The organism is Bacillus sp. AFS002410 (assembly GCF_002556365.1).
GTDB lineage: Bacteria > Bacillota > Bacilli > Bacillales > Bacillaceae_G > Gottfriedia.
The window spans coordinates 130,345-148,059 of sequence record NZ_NUEU01000009.1; the positions used below are offsets into that span (position 1 = coordinate 130,345).

The 17,715-nt window shown below is 34.1% G+C and carries 12 protein-coding genes; 1 reads left to right on the plus strand and 11 read right to left on the minus strand.

Features of this window, described 5'->3' with window-relative positions; all coding sequences use genetic code 11:
- Nucleotides 1-22 precede the first annotated feature (22 nt).
- The 11 genes from CN692_RS08305 to rpoN all read right to left on the minus strand — a co-directional run bounded on the left by CN692_RS08305 (nt 23) and on the right by rpoN (nt 14,676).
- Nucleotides 23-2,143 carry an RNA degradosome polyphosphate kinase gene (locus CN692_RS08305; RefSeq protein ID WP_373605026.1) on the minus strand — a complete coding sequence of 707 codons (2,121 nt, stop codon included), beginning with the start codon at nt 2,141-2,143 and terminating at the stop codon, nt 23-25.
- A 299-nt stretch (nt 2,144-2,442) separates the two neighbouring features.
- Entirely contained in the window at nt 2,443-3,975 is a 1,533-nt protein-coding gene (locus tag CN692_RS08310; RefSeq protein ID WP_306659895.1) for a Ppx/GppA family phosphatase, read from the minus strand.
- Nucleotides 3,976-4,173: 198 nt separating this feature from the next.
- Nucleotides 4,174-5,424 (minus strand): MFS transporter, encoded by a 1,251-nt coding sequence (locus CN692_RS08315; RefSeq protein ID WP_098118694.1) that lies wholly within the window; start codon nt 5,422-5,424, stop codon nt 4,174-4,176.
- 264 nt (nt 5,425-5,688) lie between these two features.
- The gene (eno, locus tag CN692_RS08320) at nt 5,689-6,984 is read right to left on the minus strand and encodes a phosphopyruvate hydratase (RefSeq protein ID WP_098118695.1); all 1,296 of its coding nucleotides are present in this window, start codon (nt 6,982-6,984) and stop codon (nt 5,689-5,691) included.
- Between the two features lie 67 nt (nt 6,985-7,051).
- Nucleotides 7,052-8,584 carry a 2,3-bisphosphoglycerate-independent phosphoglycerate mutase gene (gene gpmI, locus CN692_RS08325; protein WP_098118696.1) on the minus strand — a complete coding sequence of 511 codons (1,533 nt, stop codon included), beginning with the start codon at nt 8,582-8,584 and terminating at the stop codon, nt 7,052-7,054.
- Complete coding sequence (gene tpiA / locus CN692_RS08330; protein ID WP_098118697.1) at nt 8,584-9,339, minus strand: triose-phosphate isomerase; 756 nt, start codon at nt 9,337-9,339, stop codon at nt 8,584-8,586. The genes gpmI and tpiA overlap by 1 nt, the downstream gene beginning before the upstream one ends.
- Nucleotides 9,340-9,418: 79 nt before the next feature.
- Nucleotides 9,419-10,600: a phosphoglycerate kinase gene (locus CN692_RS08335; protein ID WP_098118698.1), complete on the minus strand. Its 1,182-nt coding sequence runs from the start codon at nt 10,598-10,600 to the stop codon at nt 9,419-9,421.
- A 243-nt stretch (nt 10,601-10,843) separates the two neighbouring features.
- Nucleotides 10,844-11,851 (minus strand): type I glyceraldehyde-3-phosphate dehydrogenase, encoded by a 1,008-nt coding sequence (gene gap / locus CN692_RS08340; RefSeq protein ID WP_098118699.1) that lies wholly within the window; start codon nt 11,849-11,851, stop codon nt 10,844-10,846.
- A gap of 48 nt (nt 11,852-11,899) precedes the next feature.
- Entirely contained in the window at nt 11,900-12,928 is a 1,029-nt protein-coding gene (locus CN692_RS08345; protein ID WP_098118700.1) for a sugar-binding transcriptional regulator, read from the minus strand.
- A gap of 194 nt (nt 12,929-13,122) precedes the next feature.
- Nucleotides 13,123-13,356, minus strand: coding sequence for a glutaredoxin family protein (locus CN692_RS08350; protein WP_098119105.1), 234 nt, complete (start codon nt 13,354-13,356; stop codon nt 13,123-13,125).
- Between the two features lie 18 nt (nt 13,357-13,374).
- On the minus strand, nt 13,375-14,676 hold the full coding sequence (rpoN, locus tag CN692_RS08355; protein WP_098118701.1) for an RNA polymerase factor sigma-54: 1,302 nt from the start codon (nt 14,674-14,676) through the stop codon (nt 13,375-13,377).
- 146 nt (nt 14,677-14,822) lie between these two features.
- Between rpoN and CN692_RS08360 the strand changes: the two genes are divergently transcribed.
- Complete coding sequence (locus CN692_RS08360; protein WP_098118702.1) at nt 14,823-17,552, plus strand: sigma 54-interacting transcriptional regulator; 2,730 nt, start codon at nt 14,823-14,825, stop codon at nt 17,550-17,552.
- Nucleotides 17,553-17,715 lie beyond the last annotated feature (163 nt).

The following is a 17,715-nucleotide window of genomic DNA, read 5'->3' on the forward strand; positions in this document are numbered from 1 at the left end:
TCTAATTGTTCAATTCTACGAGTTATTCTTCATCTTCGCGCACATTATATGCCAAATTAAACAATTCATTCTGGCTATTATATTTTTCATTTCCAATACCTTTTACATAGTGATAAACACCATTTTCATCTTGCTCACGTGCTTTTGCAGTATCGAAGAGCATCATAAGTAGAATGTTCATAATTCGCTTTTTTATATGGTCAGCAAATATCGGGAAAAAGATTTCAACACGTTTTTCCATATTACGAGTCATTAAATCCGCAGATGATAAAAAGATTTTCTGTTCTCCATTATGGTAGAAATAATAGATTCGACTATGTTCTAAAAACCGCCCGACAATACTAATGACGCGAATATTTTCACTTACACCTTTTATTTGTGGACGCAAGCAACAGGTTCCTCGAACAATTAAATCAATTTTCACACCAGCTTTTGACGCCTCATATAGCTTCATAATAATTTGCTTATCGGTTAAAGAATTCATTTTAGCAATTATTCGCCCATTTCCATACTGCCTATGAAATGCAATTTCTTCATCAATCATTCGAATAAAATCGTGACGGATACTATAAGGAGCGACTGATAAATGCCTAAAATCGGGTTTTTCCATGAATCCACTTAGAAAGTTAAAAAAATTTGTTGCATCTACTCCAATTTGACGATTAGCAGTCATTAGTCCCATATCTGTATAAATTTTTGCAGTTGCATCATTATAGTTACCCGTACCTAAATGGACAAATCGTTCAATTCTTCCATTCTTTTTACGAACAACAAGAGTGATTTTACTATGGGTTTTTAAATGGGTCATTCCATAAATAACATGGCAACCCTCTTTTTCTAATTCCTTTGCCCAATGCACATTGTTTTCCTCATCAAATCGAGCTTTTAGCTCAACAAGAACAGTAACTTGCTTACCATTTTCCGCTGCACGTTTTAATGCCTCGATAATTGGGGAATCACCACTTACTCGATACAAGGTTTGTTTTATCGCTAGGACGCTTGGATCATTTGCAGCATCTAATACAAAATCTAATACCGGTTCAAATGATTCGTATGGATGATGTAGCAATATATCTTGTTCCATTATTTTTTCAAATATATCCTCATCGGATTCAAGGTCTTGTGGAGGCTGTGGGATTAATGTTTCGTAAACCAAGTGCTCTTTATATTTTTCTAATTCCTTATAAAAACTAAATAAAAATGTTAAATCTAACGGTCCATCTAGTTCATATACATCTTTGCCATGTACGTCTAGTTCTTCCAATAAATAGTTCAAAATGTAATCGCTCGCCCCAGATTGTCCTATTTCTAGTCGAACTGCCGAACCCCATTTTCGCTTTTTTAATTCTTTTTCTATTTCAAGAAGTAAGTCTCTAGCTCCTTCTTCATGAATTGTCATATCCGCATTTCTAGTAATGCGAAACTGCGCTACTTCTCGTACGATAAATCCTCGAAACAAAAGGTGGATATATGCAGTGATTGCATCTTCCAATAATATATAACAATGCTTTTCATCAAGCGTTGGTATTGATATAAATCTTTTTAATAATGAAGGTACTTGTACAATCGCAAATTTATTACGTTTTTCTTCTTCCTCTGCCAAGTCTTCTAAATAAACTGCCAAATTTAAACTTTTATTTAATAGCATTGGAAATGGTCTATACGCATCAATTGCCATAGGTGTTAGAACAGGGAGTACTTGCTCTTCAAAATATTGTTCTAAATAATTTTTTTGTCGATCACTAAGTTCATGATATTTTACTAAATGAACGTTCTCTTGTTTTAATTTTGGTATTAATGTTTCTCGGAATGTTTTATATTGCAAATTCACTAGTTCATGACCAACTGTTGATATTTGTGAAAGCTGATGCTTTGGTGTTAAACCAGCCTTATTTTCTGGCTTATTAAACCCTGCTTTCACTTGATCCTTTAATCCAGCAACACGCACCATAAAAAACTCATCCAAATTCGAACTAAATATTGCCAAAAATTTCAAACGTTCAAGCAAAGGATTATGTACGTCCAAAGCCTCTTCTAAAACACGCTCATTAAAAGCAAGCCAGCTTAATTCCCGATTATTATAATATTGCGGATCTGCTAACTCGATCTTCTTTTCCTTTACCTCTTTAGTCGCTATCATCATTTACACCCTTTTTTGAACATATTCTAGTTATAATTACTCTATTTTTAATTTATTTTTTCTACAAATTAATCCTACAATACTAAAATTTATGCAATATTAATAGAATGTTAAGTTATTGTAAATATATGAAAGAATTGTTAATTTCTACCATTTTTATTATAAAGAAAACTCGCCGCTTGTCGAGCCTTTAGGAGAAGATGGAGCGTAATTGTACTTATACATCTACCTAAAATTGCAGATATTTCTTCACCGTTGCCAATTTATACTTTCTTAATATGTAACAAAAAAGCACAATCCGATTACTCAGATTTGTGCTCTTCGAAAAAAATTCGTATTGTCTTATTTAATAATTTTTCTAATTGCTTTTTACTTTTTTCAGCTTCTATTTCTTCAGCAGTCGAATCACCTAAACATTTAAGTTGCAGAATAAGATCCTCGCCATTTACTTTAAGTTCAATTTTCTTCACTGCTTCTCTTTTAGAGGCGTTTAAACTATTAGCAAATTTTAAAAGAATCCCTAAAAATCGTAAATTCTTAAGTTCGTCTGATGTAAACCATTCAAGAAACGGTTTACTAAATTGCTTAAAGCTATTTTTATTTTTATAAGAAGCTATTAATGCTATTTTTATACGCTCTTTATGACTCAATCCTTCAATTGTACGATTAGCTAATAAATAAAACGTATGCTGACTACTTGATTCCTCTTCAATGTATTGCCCAATATTATAAACTCGTGCCGCTAGATTTATATCTAAAAAATCTTCAGGCCTTAGCGGGTATAGGTTAGCTTTACTAATTTGTTCCACTAATTGATTTACTAAAATCTTTATATGATCTACGTGATTACTATTTATTTCATAATCTTGTTCTAAATCGCTAAAACTTTTATCCAGCACGCAAGGAAGCAATTTTCGTCCCTTTAAAACAAACTCTTCTATAAAGATCCCGTCTCTTAAACCCTTATTACTTAGAATAAAGTTTTTAGCATTTACGATTGAATAAAGCTCTTTAAAAACTTCAATTGCTGGAAGGATAATATCAGCACGATCTTTTGATAAACCATCAATTCTTAGAAAATCATCAAATGACAACGTTGAGAGGTGATTTTTAATATAGCTAATTTCTTCAAAATTCAACTCATATTGATGTATACCTGAAATTGGATAATCAACTAAACTTTGATGAATTTGCACTACATTACGAGCACTTCCTCCTATCGCAACAATTGGAACTTTCTTACCTCTGAGCCACTCTAATGATTCAAATTGCTTTTGTAAGTATTGAGTAAGTTCTTTCATTTCCTCTATAGTTGGAATATCATTTGATACAAAATCCTGTTTCAAAGATAATGCTCCGAATGGAAAACTATGATAATGAATCATATCTCGATTCTTAAAATAAGTTACCTCAGTGCTACCTCCACCAATATCAATTGTAACTCCCTCTTGAATTGGAGTAGAATTTACAACAGCAAGAAATCCATAAAATGCTTCTTCATACCCCGACAAAACTTGTAATGTAAAATCAGTTTCTTCCGCAACTAGTTTAATAATCTTATCTCGATTAATAGCCTGTCTAATCGTTGCAGTCGCAACACATTTAATTTGATTAATTTTATGATGACGAGTAATCTCTTGAAACATAAGAAGTGTTTTAAGTAGAATATTCACGCCTTCATTGTTCAAGATTTCTTTATCATTTAAATATTTACGTAATCGAGCTACCATTTTAATATTCTCGACTTCTTTTATACGACCGCTTTTACTTTGTTCATAAATAACAAGTCTCATTGTATTCGAACCTATATCAATGATCGCGTATTTCTCTTTCAATATATTATCATCCTTTATTTAAAAATTTAGTTAACTTTCTATTTCCTTCATTATATCAATAGATAGGGACTAAACTCACTTCCCTAAGTCAAACCATACTTTATACCCAATTATTCTTACATTCAATTTACATAAAAATAACAAAAAATAAATAAACCCTGACTATTTTAAAATAATCAGGGTTTAAATGAACTTACTTTATGATTTCGCTTCGACTACGGCATTTTTCACGATTTTGAACATCGGTACCATAATGATAATTCCAATAACAAACAATAACGCTGAAACTTGATAAATAGAAACTAATGAAAAATGTTCCTTTAATACTCCTGCTAAGCTCATAGTAATGACCATAGCCCCCATAAATAAAGGTGTTAGTATACCGTTCACTCTACCTACAAACTTTTCATCAGTATTTTTTAAAATAATTGTATTAATACCGATATGCAGTGCAGGCATAAACAACCCGATAAAAAATTCGGATAATAGCGTTAGCCAAAATACTTCTGACCAACCTATTACAAAGATCCCAATTGCATTAACTGCCATACCAATAAATAATAAAACATGCGGTGCTAACTTATTAGAAATTACCATAATTAGACCACCACCAATAATCATTGCGGCACCATTTGCAGCGAATAACCATTGCAGATATCCCTTATCTAGTCCTAGTCGTTCCGTTACTAAAAAAATTGCTAGTGGATGAATTAGACCTATCCCTAATCCGGCTGCTGCAAATACTCCTCCTAAATAGACTAGTATTTTTCGAGACCAAACGTATTGGAATCCTAGCTTCATCTCTTCTACTAATGATGAAGTATGCTCTGATTTTTCTTCTTCTTGGTCTTTCGGTAACCTTGTTAACACTAAAGCTGACATAAGAAAAGCTATACCTACAATTGCCATCGAAACATACATTCCAGCTTGTTGAAATACAAAAGTACCTAAAACTGGTCCTAAAATCATAAAAATTGCCATCATCGTTTGAAAGATGGACATACCAGCTTGCACTTGCTCACCTGGTACATGAACTTTAAATAATTTCATATTAGAAGGCTGAGAAAACTGAGACAATATCGCTGAAACTAATGTAGCAAAAAATATAAACTTCCAGCTCCCATATAATAGGGCAATCAGTATAACAAAAATAGATGCAGCACTTAAAAGATCACACCACACCATAGTACGCTTTGGTTTCCAACGATCGGCGAAGGTTCCACCGATAAAAGAAAAAATAAAAATCGGCGCAAATTCAGCAACTGAAATAAGTGATACCGCTGTTGCATCACCATTTGTCTTTTCCACAACAAATAATAAGATTGCAAAATTGCGAATCCAAATACCTACTTGAATAAACAAACCCGCTGCAAGAATTGTCTGGATGAAAGGATTTTTTAGCAAAGAAGCCATTGAAGGATTTGAAGCTGTTGAAGTAGTTGTATTCATTTGTTCCCCTCTCTTATTTTTAATACACTCCAATTTTGAATAAAAATTTATGACATATGAATCACTATTTATAAGAACGTATATTCCCATTTTAACATTAAATTTCTTTAACAATCAATCCTTTTATTTAGATGTACTCACTTTTTCTTATTTAAAGGACAGAAACAAAAAAATCAAAAAAAAAAAGAGAAGGTGACGATCCTTCTCTTTTTACGTGTCTATAATGGATTATGTTTTTTGTTAATGCACTTAGTTTTGATTAAATTATTTTCTTAAGTTGTAGAAAGATTTTAATCCTTGGTATACTGCGCTGTCGCCTAACTCGTCTTGAATACGTAATAATTGGTTGTATTTAGCAATACGGTCTGTACGAGAAGCAGAACCAGTTTTGATTTGACCAGCATTTGTAGCTACTGCGATATCAGCGATTGTGCTATCTTCAGTTTCACCTGAACGGTGAGAAACTACAGCTGTGTAACCAGCACGTTTAGCCATTTCGATTGCATCGAAAGTTTCAGTTAATGTACCGATTTGGTTAACTTTGATAAGGATTGAGTTAGCGATACCTTTTTCAATACCTTCAGCTAATTTTTTAGTGTTTGTAACGAATAAATCGTCACCTACTAATTGAACTCGGTTACCTAAACGTTCTGTTAATAATTTGTGACCATCCCAGTCGTTTTCATCTAAACCATCTTCAATTGAAAGAATTGGGAAGTCATTGCAAAGTTGCTCATAGAAATCAACCATTTCAGCTGAAGATACGCCAGTACGTCCTTCGCCTGCAAGATCATATTTACCAGTTTCTTTGTTGAAGAATTCTGAAGATGCAACGTCCATTCCTAAGAATACTTGTTCGCCAGCTTTGTAACCAGATTTATCGATTGCTTCCATGATTACTTCTAAAGCTTCACGGTTTGAACCAAGGTTTGGAGCGAATCCACCTTCGTCACCTACAGCAGTGTTTAAACCTTTGTCATGTAAAACAGCTTTAAGGTTGTGGAAGATTTCAGTACCCATACGGATTGCTTCTTTAAAGCTATCAGCACCAACAGGTAAGATCATAAATTCTTGGAAATCAACGTTATTATCAGCATGAGAACCACCATTGATGATGTTCATCATTGGAACTGGTAATTGCTTCGCGTTAAATCCACCAAGGTATTGGTATAATGGTAAACCTAATTCATCAGCTGCTGCACGAGCTACTGCCATAGATACACCAAGGATTGCGTTAGCACCTAATTTACCTTTGTTTTCAGTACCATCTACTTCAATCATACGACGGTCGATTGAAACTTGGTCAGTTACTTCGTATCCAACGATTTCTTCAGCTAAAATATCATTAACGTTTGATACAGCTTTCTCAACACCTTTACCAAGGTAACGAGATTTGTCACCATCACGTAATTCAACTGCTTCGTATTCACCAGTTGAAGCACCACTTGGTACTAATGCACGGCCAAAACCGCCATCTTCTGTATAAACTTCTACTTCTACAGTAGGGTTACCACGAGAATCTAATACTTCGCGAGCATAAATATCAATAATCATTGACATAATAAAATCTCTCCTTTTATTGCGTTTATACGCATAATTAGTAACTTATTTATAGATAACTGTTCACTTATTTAATAAGTGATTTACCAGTCATTTCTTTTGGTTGTTCTACTTTTAATAAAGCAAGAACTGTTGGAGCTAAATCACCTAAAATACCATCTTCACGTAACGTAATACCTTCTTCAGTTACAATAACTGGTACAGGGTTAGTCGTGTGAGCAGTCATAGGTTCACCCTCAGGTGTAATTTCCTCATCTGCATTTCCATGGTCAGCTGTAATGATTGCTTTTCCGCCTTTTGCAAGAATTGCATCAACTACATCGCCTAAACACTCGTCAACCGCTTCAATTGCTTTAATTGTCGGCTCAAGTTTACCTGAATGTCCAACCATATCCGGATTTGCAAAGTTTAAAATAATTACGTCATGCTTATCTGCAGCAATTTCTTTTACTAGCGCATCTCTTACTTCAAAAGCACTCATTTCGGGTTGTAAATCGTATGTTGCTACTTTTGGCGAGTTGATCAAAATACGTTCTTCACCTGGGAATTGCGCTTCACGGCCACCACTAAAGAAGAATGTAACATGTGGATATTTTTCCGTTTCAGCAATACGTAATTGATTTAAGTTATTTTGAGCAAGTACTTCGCCTAAAGTGTTATCAAGGTTAGTCGGTTTAAATGCCACGTAGCCTTGTACTGTTTCGCTAAAATGTGTTAAACAAACGAAATGAACATTTTTCGGGAACTTACTTCCACGATCAAAGTCACGGAAATCATCATTTGTAAATACATTTGAAATTTGAATCGCACGGTCAGGTCGGAAGTTGTAGAAGATAATTGAATCTTCATCACCTATCGTCGCAACTGGAGTGCCATCTTCTTTAACCATAACTGAAGGCAATACGAATTCATCGTGGATTCCGTTTGCATATGAATCTTCAATTAATTCGTAAGGGCTTGTATAAGTTGGGCCTTCTCCATATACCATAGCACAATAGCATTTTTCAACACGATCCCAACGCTTGTCACGGTCCATCGAATAATAACGACCAGAGATTGTTGCAAATTCACCTACACCATATTCTTTAAACTTAGCTTCTGTTTGATCAATATATTTTTTAGCTGTAGTTGGGCCAACATCTCGGCCATCTAGGAAAGCATGTAAATATACTTTCTTCATGCCTTCTTCAGCAGCTAATTTTAATAAAGCAAACATGTGATTAATATGGCTGTGAATACCGCCATCAGACAGTAATCCAAAAATATGTAATGCTTTGTCTTTTTCTTTTGCACTTTTAATTGCGTCGATGAATGTATCATTTTTTTCAAATTCACCTTCACGAATTGCTTTATTTACACGCGTTAAGCTTTGATAAACAATTCGTCCAGCTCCGATATTTAAATGACCAACCTCAGAGTTACCCATTTGTCCTTGGGGTAAACCTACTGCTTCACCGCTAGCAGTTAATTGTGCATGAGGATATTTATTCCAATATCTATCATAATTTGGTTTCTTCGCTTGTGCAACAGCATTTCCAAATGTTTCGTCGCGTAAACCAAATCCGTCTAGGATAATTAACGCTACTGGTTGCTTACTCATTACTTAACAGCCTCCAATAATGCAAGGAAAGAAGCTGGTTCTAAGCTTGCTCCACCTACTAACGCTCCGTCAATATCAGGTTGAGCCATATACTCTTTAATATTTTCAGGTTTTACGCTACCGCCATATTGTACGCGTACAGATTCTGCAACAGCTTCATCATAAAGACTTGCTACAACATCACGAACAAATTTACATGAATCTTGCGCATCTTTTTCTGTAGCAGATTTACCTGTTCCAATCGCCCAAATCGGTTCATAAGCAATAACTAAACTCTTTACTTGCTCATCTGTAAGACCTGCAAGATCAGCTGTTAATTGAGTGCGAATAACTTCCTCAAATTTACCGCCTTCACGCTCTTCAAGTGTTTCACCACAGCAAAGGATTGGTGTAAGACCATGTTCGAAAGCTTTTTTTGTTTTACTATTAATAAACTCATCTGTTTCGCCATAATATTCACGACGTTCAGAATGTCCGATAATAGCATAAGTTACTCCTAGATCTTTAAGTGCTACTGGGCTAATTTCTCCAGTATAAGCACCACTATCTTTATCACTTACATTTTGAGAACCAATTTTTAATTCCGTTCCTTTTGTACCATACAACATTGGTGCAATAAATAAAGCAGGAGCACAAACTGCTGAATCTACTCTATCAGATGATGGAATGCTATTTTTTACTTCTTCAACAAATGTCATCGCTTCGCTAAGCGTTTTATTCATTTTCCAGTTACCTGCAATTATAGGTTTACGCATAAGAAACACCTTCCTAACAATTGGTAAGACATAAAATCTTACTCTATTTCAATTACTAAAAATTGTAAAGCTATTAGACTTATTTATCGTTTAATAATGCTACTCCTGGAAGTTCTTTACCTTCCATAAATTCTAAAGAAGCACCACCACCAGTAGATATGTGGCTCATTTTATCTGCTAAACCGAATTTTTCAGCAGCCGCAGCTGAGTCTCCTCCACCGATAATTGAGTAAGCATCTGAATCTGCTAAAGCTTGTGCTACTCCAATAGTACCTTGTGCAAATTTATCGATTTCAAATACGCCCATTGGTCCATTCCAAATAACTAATTTAGAACTTTTAATTACATCTGCATAAAGAGCAGTTGTTTTCGGTCCAATATCAAGAGCTTCCCAATCTGCAGGAATGCTATCAATATCAACTTCTTGCGTATTAGCATCTTCACCAAATTTGTCAGCAATAATTGCATCGATTGGCATGTAGAATTTAACGCCTTTTGCTTCTGCTTTTTGCATAAACTCATTCGCTAAATCAATTTTATCCTCTTCTAAAAGAGACTTACCAATTTCATAGCCTTTTGCTTTTAAGAATGTATAAGCTAATCCGCCACCAATGATTAAGTTATCAACTTTTTCTAATAAGTTTTCAATTACACCAATTTTATCTCGAACTTTCGCTCCACCGATAATAGCTGTAAATGGACGCTCTGGGTTAGAAAGTGCTTTACCTAAAACATTAATTTCTTTTTCCATTAAGAAACCTGCTACAGCTGGGATATATTTTGCAATACCAGCAGTAGTTGCATGCGCACGGTGAGCAGCACCAAATGCATCATTTACATATACATCCGCTAAAGCAGCAAATTCTTTTGCTAAAGCATCGTCATTTTTCTCTTCACCTGGGTAGAAACGAACGTTTTCTAATAATAAAACATCGCCTTCGTTCATTTTGCTAATTTCTTCTTGAACTTTAGGGCCGTATGCTTCATCAGTTTTAATTACGTTTTTACCTAATTTTTCACTTAAACGTTGAGCAACAGCATTTAAACGTAAATCTTCATTTACTTGTCCTTTTGGACGACCTAAATGAGATGCTAAAATAACTTTTGCTCCGTTTTCTATTAAATACTGAATTGTAGGAAGTGCAGCACGAATACGTGTATCATCTGTTACTTCACCATTTGCCATTGGTACATTAAAATCCACACGGCAAAATACGCGTTTTCCCTTTACATCAATGTCATGTAATGACTTTTTGTTCATAATAGGTGCCTCCAGTACGTTTTTATTCATCCATATTCAATTCCACTTATCGATCCGTCTCATTTTGAAGTCGCATCTATTCTGTGATATTGTCACCGCAATTTTAACAGATTATGTATATCAATTGGAATTTATTTCTAGAGTATTTTTTTAAAATGTGTTGGATTCGTGACAAAAGAGGATTTTTATCAAATAAAAGAGGGGAGGAATTTCCCCTCACCCTCATATTAATTTTTATTAAAATTATAGACCTTTTGAAGCGATGTGAGCTACTAAGTCAACTACACGTGTTGAGTAACCAGTTTCATTATCGTACCAAGAAAGGATTTTAACCATGTTGCCTTCCATAGTCATTGTAGATAATGCATCGATTGTAGAAGAGTTTGAGCAACCGTTGTAATCGATTGATACTAATGGCTCTTCAGAATATCCTAAAATACCTTTTAATTCACCTTCAGAAGCAGCTTTAAATGCAGCATTTACTTCTTCAGCAGTAACTTCAGCGTTTAATTCTACTACTAAGTCAACTAAAGATACGTTAGCAGTTGGTACACGTACAGCACCACCGTTTAATTTACCTTTTAATTGAGGTAATACTAATGAAACTGCTTTAGCAGCACCAGTAGTTGTTGGAATCATGCTCATTGCAGCAGCACGTGCACGACGTAAATCTTTATGTGGTAAATCTAGAATTTGTTGGTCATTTGTGTAAGAGTGAACAGTTGTCATCATACCACGTTTGATACCAAATTTTTCGTCTAATACTTTAGCAAATGGAGCTAAACAGTTAGTTGTACAAGAAGCGTTTGAAATTACATTGTGGCTAGCTGCATCGTATTTATCATCATTTACACCCATTACGATCGTGATATCTTCGTTAGAAGCTGGTGCAGAGATAATTACTTTTTTAACTGATCCACCTAAGTGTTTTTCAGCGTCTTTTTTATCTGTGAAACGACCAGTAGATTCAACAACAACCTCTACTCCGTAATCGCTCCAAGGTAAAGCTGCTGGGTCACGCTCAGCGATAACTTTAATTTCGTTACCGTTAACTACGATTGAATCACCGTTTACAGCTACATCAGCGTTTACTGAACCGTGTACTGAATCATATTTTAATAAGTGAGCTAAAGTTTTAGCATCTGTTAAGTCGTTAATTGCTACAACCTCTACGTTTGGGTTGTTTAAGCTTGCGCGGAAAACCATACGTCCGATACGTCCAAATCCATTAATACCAATTTTAGTTGCCATTTTTAATTTCCTCCTTTTAATAGGTAGAAGCTTTTATTATATTTTATTTTAAAGGGAACATCCTTTAATTAACTCTTTTGCTGCTCCTTCGTCTGTGACGAGGATGTTTACATGGCCCTTCTTTAAGAATGATGCCATTGCTTTTGCTTTAGAAGAACCTCCTGCTACAGCAAGCACATAAGGTATTTTCTCCAATTCGTTCAGTTGTAAACCAATTGTTCTTACTCTGTAAACAACTTCACCATTTTCATTAAAGTAATATCCAAATGCCTCTCCTACAGCCTCAGATTCAGTTAGAATTTCTAATTGTTCTGATGAAGACTGCCTTCTTTTAGCCATAGTAAATGCGTCACCAATACCGTGTACTACAATTGAAGAAGATCGAATCAAATTCAGAACCTCTTTTACTCTTGGTTCTTCCATCATTGTTAAATAAGCTTCTTCACTAAGTTCATCTGGCAGGTGAAGTAATCGATAATTACCTTTAGCCATTTCAGCCATTTTTGCACAAATCGTATTCGCTTGATTTCTTACTTCTTCTCCTAAACCGCCTCGTGCTGGAACAAATAAGGGATTTAAGTCTTTAGAGTCATCTTTCATCATTTCGGCTACAGCAGCTAAAGTAGAACCACCGGTAACAGCAACAATATTATTTGTCTCTATTCTTTGGTTTATACAGCCAACAGCTGCTCGACCCATCTCCTTTTTTACCCAGTCCAGTTCGTCACTATCGCCAGAAACTACGATTACTTCTTTAAGATTAAATGTATCTTTTAGCAAGTCTTCAATATTTTTCAAGCCGAAAAGTTCACGCATTGGTTCTTCTAGGTCTAGAAGTAAGCTTAGTCCTTCATCCGTTAATGTCATACCTGAAGATGCGACATTAATCAGTCTTTGCTCTTTTAATAGGGCAACTTCTGATCTAAGTACTCTTTCTGTTAATCCTACGCTTGCAGACAAGTTTCTTCGACCGATTGGTTGCATAATTCTTATATACTGTAGGATTTGAAATCTTTTTTGGATAACCGGTATTAGATCAGGTAATAATTTTTGTTGTAGCTTTAAAATGTGGTTCATTTTCATCTCCTCTTTCACAGAGTATTCACTTGGGTCTTTTTATGTCCCTCTATGACATATTATGTCCCACTTGTTTTAAAAAAATTACAGCGTTTTTCAACGTTGTTTTTTTTTGAACAAGATTTACTCCAGAAGTGAAATAACCCTGCTACATTTACATTGTAACAGGGTCATTCATTTCTTTCAACTGATAACTACCTATTTATTGCATTTAATATGTCAATCTTATGAATTTTGCCGTATGCAATTGTTTCCCCGTCCATTTGAATAACTGGAATCATCAATTGATATTCCTCTAATAATGCGTCATCAGTATAAATATCAATTTCATTTACTTCTATTGTATATTCCGATTGGGCTAATCGAATTGATTCTTTTGCTTCTTCACATAATCCACAATTCTCTTTTGTATATAAAGTTAACTTAATTGACATCTAATTCTCCTTTTAACTAAAGCGCTTTCGTTTTGACGAACCAGGAATTCTAAGTATATCCCTATATTTAGCTACAGTTCTTCTAGAAATCTCCACTCCATGCTTTTGTGCTAATAATTCAACAAGTTTTTGATCTGATAGTGGTTTCTCTTTATTTTCTTCATCTACTAATTGCTTTATAAATACTTGCACACTCGTTGATGCAAGCTCTTCTCCATCAACACTTACACCTTGATGGAAAAATTTCTTCATTTCAAATAAACCATATGGCGTTTGTACATATTTGTTTTTACAAGTACGACTGATCGTTGATTCATGTAATGAAAGTTCTTCAGCAATCTCTTTTAATGTCAATGTTTTTAAATTAGCTGGACCTTTTTCGAAAAAAGCAATTTGCTTTCTAAGTATACAATTCATTACAGCTAACATCGTTGATTTTCGTTCTTCTAAGCTTTTCATTAACCAGTTAACTTGTGTGTTTTTATCTTTTAAATAAGTTGAAACTTCCTTCTCATGTTGACCATTTAAAATGGAGGAATATTCACTAAGTACTTTTAAACGTGGCATTATTTTATCATTAATAAGTACAACGAATTCTCCACCTATTTTTTCGACCGATAAATCAGGGGCAACATAATTTACTTGGTCTTGGAAATAATTTAAACCTGGTCTAGGTTGCAACGTCAAAATTAAATCAATTTCCTTTTGTAATTCAGGCAAACTAATCTTAAGTTTTTTTGCAATCTCTTTCCAATTTTTATTAACAAATTGGTCAAAATACAGATCAATGACCTGGTTTGCAATTGTTGTTTCTGCTTCAAGTCCATTTAACTGTATAAGTAAACATTCTTTAACAGATCTTGCTCCAACTCCTGCTGGTTCAAACCGCTGAAGCATTTCAATGCAGATTTGTAACTGAACGAAAGAGATATTCAGTTCTTGAATAAGTTCTTCATCTGACTCCATCAAGAATCCATTTTTATCTAAGTTATAAATTAAATATTTAATAATTCTATATTCCTCAGTCTCAATTTTCAGCTCATTTAACTGACTAACAAGTTCCTCTTGTAGTGTTTCTGTTCTTCGAGTGTATAACTCCATTCCTTGTCCGCCTACAGTAGTTTGTTGTTTGATTTTTGAGGAAGGATAATCGTTATAAGGGGTTTCAACTTCAATTAAGGGATTTTCTAATGATTGTTCAGATAAAAAATCCGTAAGCTCTTGGGCATTAAATTGAAGCATTGTAATGGCTTGTCGTAGTTCCTGAGTCATTGCAAGTTTCAATGATTGTTTTTGCATTAAATTCATTTCCATACTACTTCACTCCCTTATACTATTTTACTCTATATTTAACTTTTTCATAGTACTTGACGAATTGTTGTATTAATTAAAAAATGGTGAAACCGTTTACTTTTTCTTGTATAGTAAAAGTATACAACTCTTTATGATGGGGGGCCATTATGAATAGAAAAAATCAAATTTACGAAGTTTTTCTACAAAGTAAGGAGCAAGGTTTTACTGCTATTGAGATCTCACAAAAATTAAATTTAGACAGAGCTAACGTTAGCAGTGATTTAAATAAATTAGTTAAAGAAGGTTCATTGGTTAAAACGAATTCTAGACCTGTAGTTTTTAAACTTCAGTCTCATACTTTACAACAAACTAATCACTTTCAAAACAATCCGGCAAATTCAGAATATAAGTATGAATATTTTTATGAAGAAAACATTAGTTTAAGACCAGCGATTGAAAAAGCAAGGTCGGCGATTCTTTATCCACCAAATGGTATGCACACATTAATACTTGGTGAGACAGGCGTTGGTAAATCTGCTTTTGCAGCTAGAATGCATGACTTCGCAATTCGTTCAAATGTTTTGCGAAAGGATTCTCCCTTCATTATATTTAACTGTGCAGACTACGCTAATAATCCTCAGCTATTATTAGGACAGCTTTTCGGTGTAAGAAAAGGTGCATATACAGGGGCAACTGAACAAAAGGGTTTACTTGAAAAAGCGAATAATGGAATTTTATTTTTAGATGAGGTACATCGTCTTACTCCTGAAGGTCAAGAAATGTTATTTACATTTATTGATTATAAGTTGTATAGACGACTAGGAGAGACTGAAAATGAGCGAACATCAAATGTTTTAATCATTTCGGCTACTACTGAAGACCCTAGTTCAACTTTATTATCTACATTTACACGTCGTATTCCTATGGTCATTACATTACCGGCATTAAGAGATCGAACTTACGATGAAAGATTTACACTCATTAAGCGATTTTTCTCTGAAGAAAGTCTTCGTCTTGGCAAAGAAATCGTTGTAAGTGCCAATACGATTCGTTCTTTCCTATTCTATCCGTGTCAAAATAATATCGGTCAATTGAAAGCCGATATTCAGTTAGCCTGTGCCAAAGCCTATGCAGATTTTATCACTCATAAGCATGACAAAATCCGAATTCATAGCACCGATTTAAACTGGTATGTGAAAGAAGGCTTATTCATTGAAAAAAAGGTAAAGCATTCAATCACACTGCTAAATGAGTATTTCGAATTTTCGCCAACTAAAGGCATAATCAGTAATCCTCAAATGGATCATTCTGCGGATACAATTTATGACCGAATTGATACAAAGTACGAAGAACTTAAACAACGTGGCGTTAACCAGGACGAGTTATCTTTACTAATGGAAAACGATATTGAAAGCTACTTTACGCATTACATTACCTCCATTAATCGAAAACTATCTAGTAAAGAAAATGTCCAAAAAATAATAAAGCCTGAAATCGTCACATTAAGTGAAAAAGTACTAAAACTCGCAGAAGAAAAATTAAATAAGAGATTTAACGAAAAAATACTTGTTGCTCTTAGCTTGCATATACAAACGCTATTACAACGTATTCAGTCAAACAAGAAAATACATCATCCAAATATAACTCAAATTCGAGATCAATATAAAAACGAGTTTTCCGTTTCAATCGAATGTGTAAAAATGATCGAAGATTTTTCAAACGTTTCAATTCCATTTGATGAAGTAGCATTTATTACGATGTTTTTTGTATATGGGAACGAAGATTTTAAAGTGCCTAGTTCAAATGTAAAAGTAATTGTTTTGGCTCATGGTAACGGAATTGCAAGAGAGATGGCCAATGTAACAAATGAACTGCTAGAAAACGAGGAAGTTATCGGAATTGATATGCCTTTAAGTGAACCACCACAAGATTTCTTAATTCGCGTAAAAGATTATATAAAATCATTAGGTAAATTAAATGGCATTTTACTTTGTATTGATATGGGTTCATTAGCTTATATTGGTGATATTATTGAAGCCGAATTTTCGATCCCTGTACGTGTGATTCAAATGGTAAGTACCGCACATGTAATAGAAGCATCTAGAAAAGCGACATTAGGCTATAGTTTGGACGAACTATACCAAGATGTACGAAACCTAACTACTTTCTTCATCAATTCACATGCAAATAAAACGAAACAACCAGAATTTAATCGTTCAGTCATTTTAACTGCATGTCTGACTGGTCAAGGAAGTGCAATAGCCATTAAAAATATACTAGCGAATAACTTGGTCTATGATAAAGAGATGCTAGAAATCGTTCCAATTAGTCTTTTAAACAAAGAAGAATTACAAAAAATGCTAAATGATATTTCTAAAGAACGAAGTATCGTTTGTATCGTTTCAAATTTTGATATAAGCGTTCCATTCAACACATTCCATTTACAAGATGTATTAAACATGAAGGCTACAAAGAAAATACAGGAATTAATAACATATGAAGAGACGTACTTAAAAATGGCTGAAACATTACAAGAAACGATTTCTTTAAAGGATGCTAAAAAGGTAATCAGTGTGATTAGACGCGCCCTAAATGATATTCAAGTCCAAACAGATAAGTTTTTCAAAAATGAGGATTTGATGGGTATTGTTATTCATATGAGCTGCATGATTGATCGAATTCAAAACTCACAGCCTTTAATTCCGTTTAAAGACAAAGAAGATAAAATAAACAGTGACTATCTGCTATATTTAAAAATAAAAAAAATACTGCAACAAATTGAGGAATCTTGTGACATTATCATACCTGATGATGAAATATGTTATTTAATGGAATTTTATTCTAGAAATGACAAAGAACAAGAGGAGCAGAAAAAAGAAAGCAATTTGTTAAAATAGACTAGAAAAGCCAGTTCTTTCAATTAGAAGGAACTGGCTTTTCGTTGTTTAAAAAAGAACTTGTCAATTAATCAGTAATATTTTCAGTGTAAAGGAAGAGATACGATGTTGATTTCCACTACAGGATTCTCGCTTTACATGGGGCGAGACCTTAGCCTCCTCG

What these genes read in the sequence shown, in the direction of transcription:
- gpmI (WP_098118696.1), bottom strand. Translation starts at nt 8,584, where the DNA reads ATGAGTAAGCAACCAGTAGCGTTAATTATCCTAGACGGATTTGGTTTA.
- eno (WP_098118695.1), bottom strand. Translation starts at nt 6,984, where the DNA reads ATGTCAATGATTATTGATATTTATGCTCGCGAAGTATTAGATTCTCGT.
- CN692_RS08335 (WP_098118698.1), bottom strand. Translation starts at nt 10,600, where the DNA reads ATGAACAAAAAGTCATTACATGACATTGATGTAAAGGGAAAACGCGTA.
- CN692_RS08345 (WP_098118700.1), bottom strand. Translation starts at nt 12,928, where the DNA reads ATGAACCACATTTTAAAGCTACAACAAAAATTATTACCTGATCTAATA.
- CN692_RS08360 (WP_098118702.1), top strand. Translation starts at nt 14,823, where the DNA reads ATGAATAGAAAAAATCAAATTTACGAAGTTTTTCTACAAAGTAAGGAG.
- rpoN (WP_098118701.1), bottom strand. Translation starts at nt 14,676, where the DNA reads ATGGAAATGAATTTAATGCAAAAACAATCATTGAAACTTGCAATGACT.
- tpiA (WP_098118697.1), bottom strand. Translation starts at nt 9,339, where the DNA reads ATGCGTAAACCTATAATTGCAGGTAACTGGAAAATGAATAAAACGCTT.
- gap (WP_098118699.1), bottom strand. Translation starts at nt 11,851, where the DNA reads ATGGCAACTAAAATTGGTATTAATGGATTTGGACGTATCGGACGTATG.
- CN692_RS08305 (WP_373605026.1), bottom strand. Translation starts at nt 2,143, where the DNA reads ATGATGATAGCGACTAAAGAGGTAAAGGAAAAGAAGATCGAGTTAGCA.
- CN692_RS08315 (WP_098118694.1), bottom strand. Translation starts at nt 5,424, where the DNA reads ATGAATACAACTACTTCAACAGCTTCAAATCCTTCAATGGCTTCTTTG.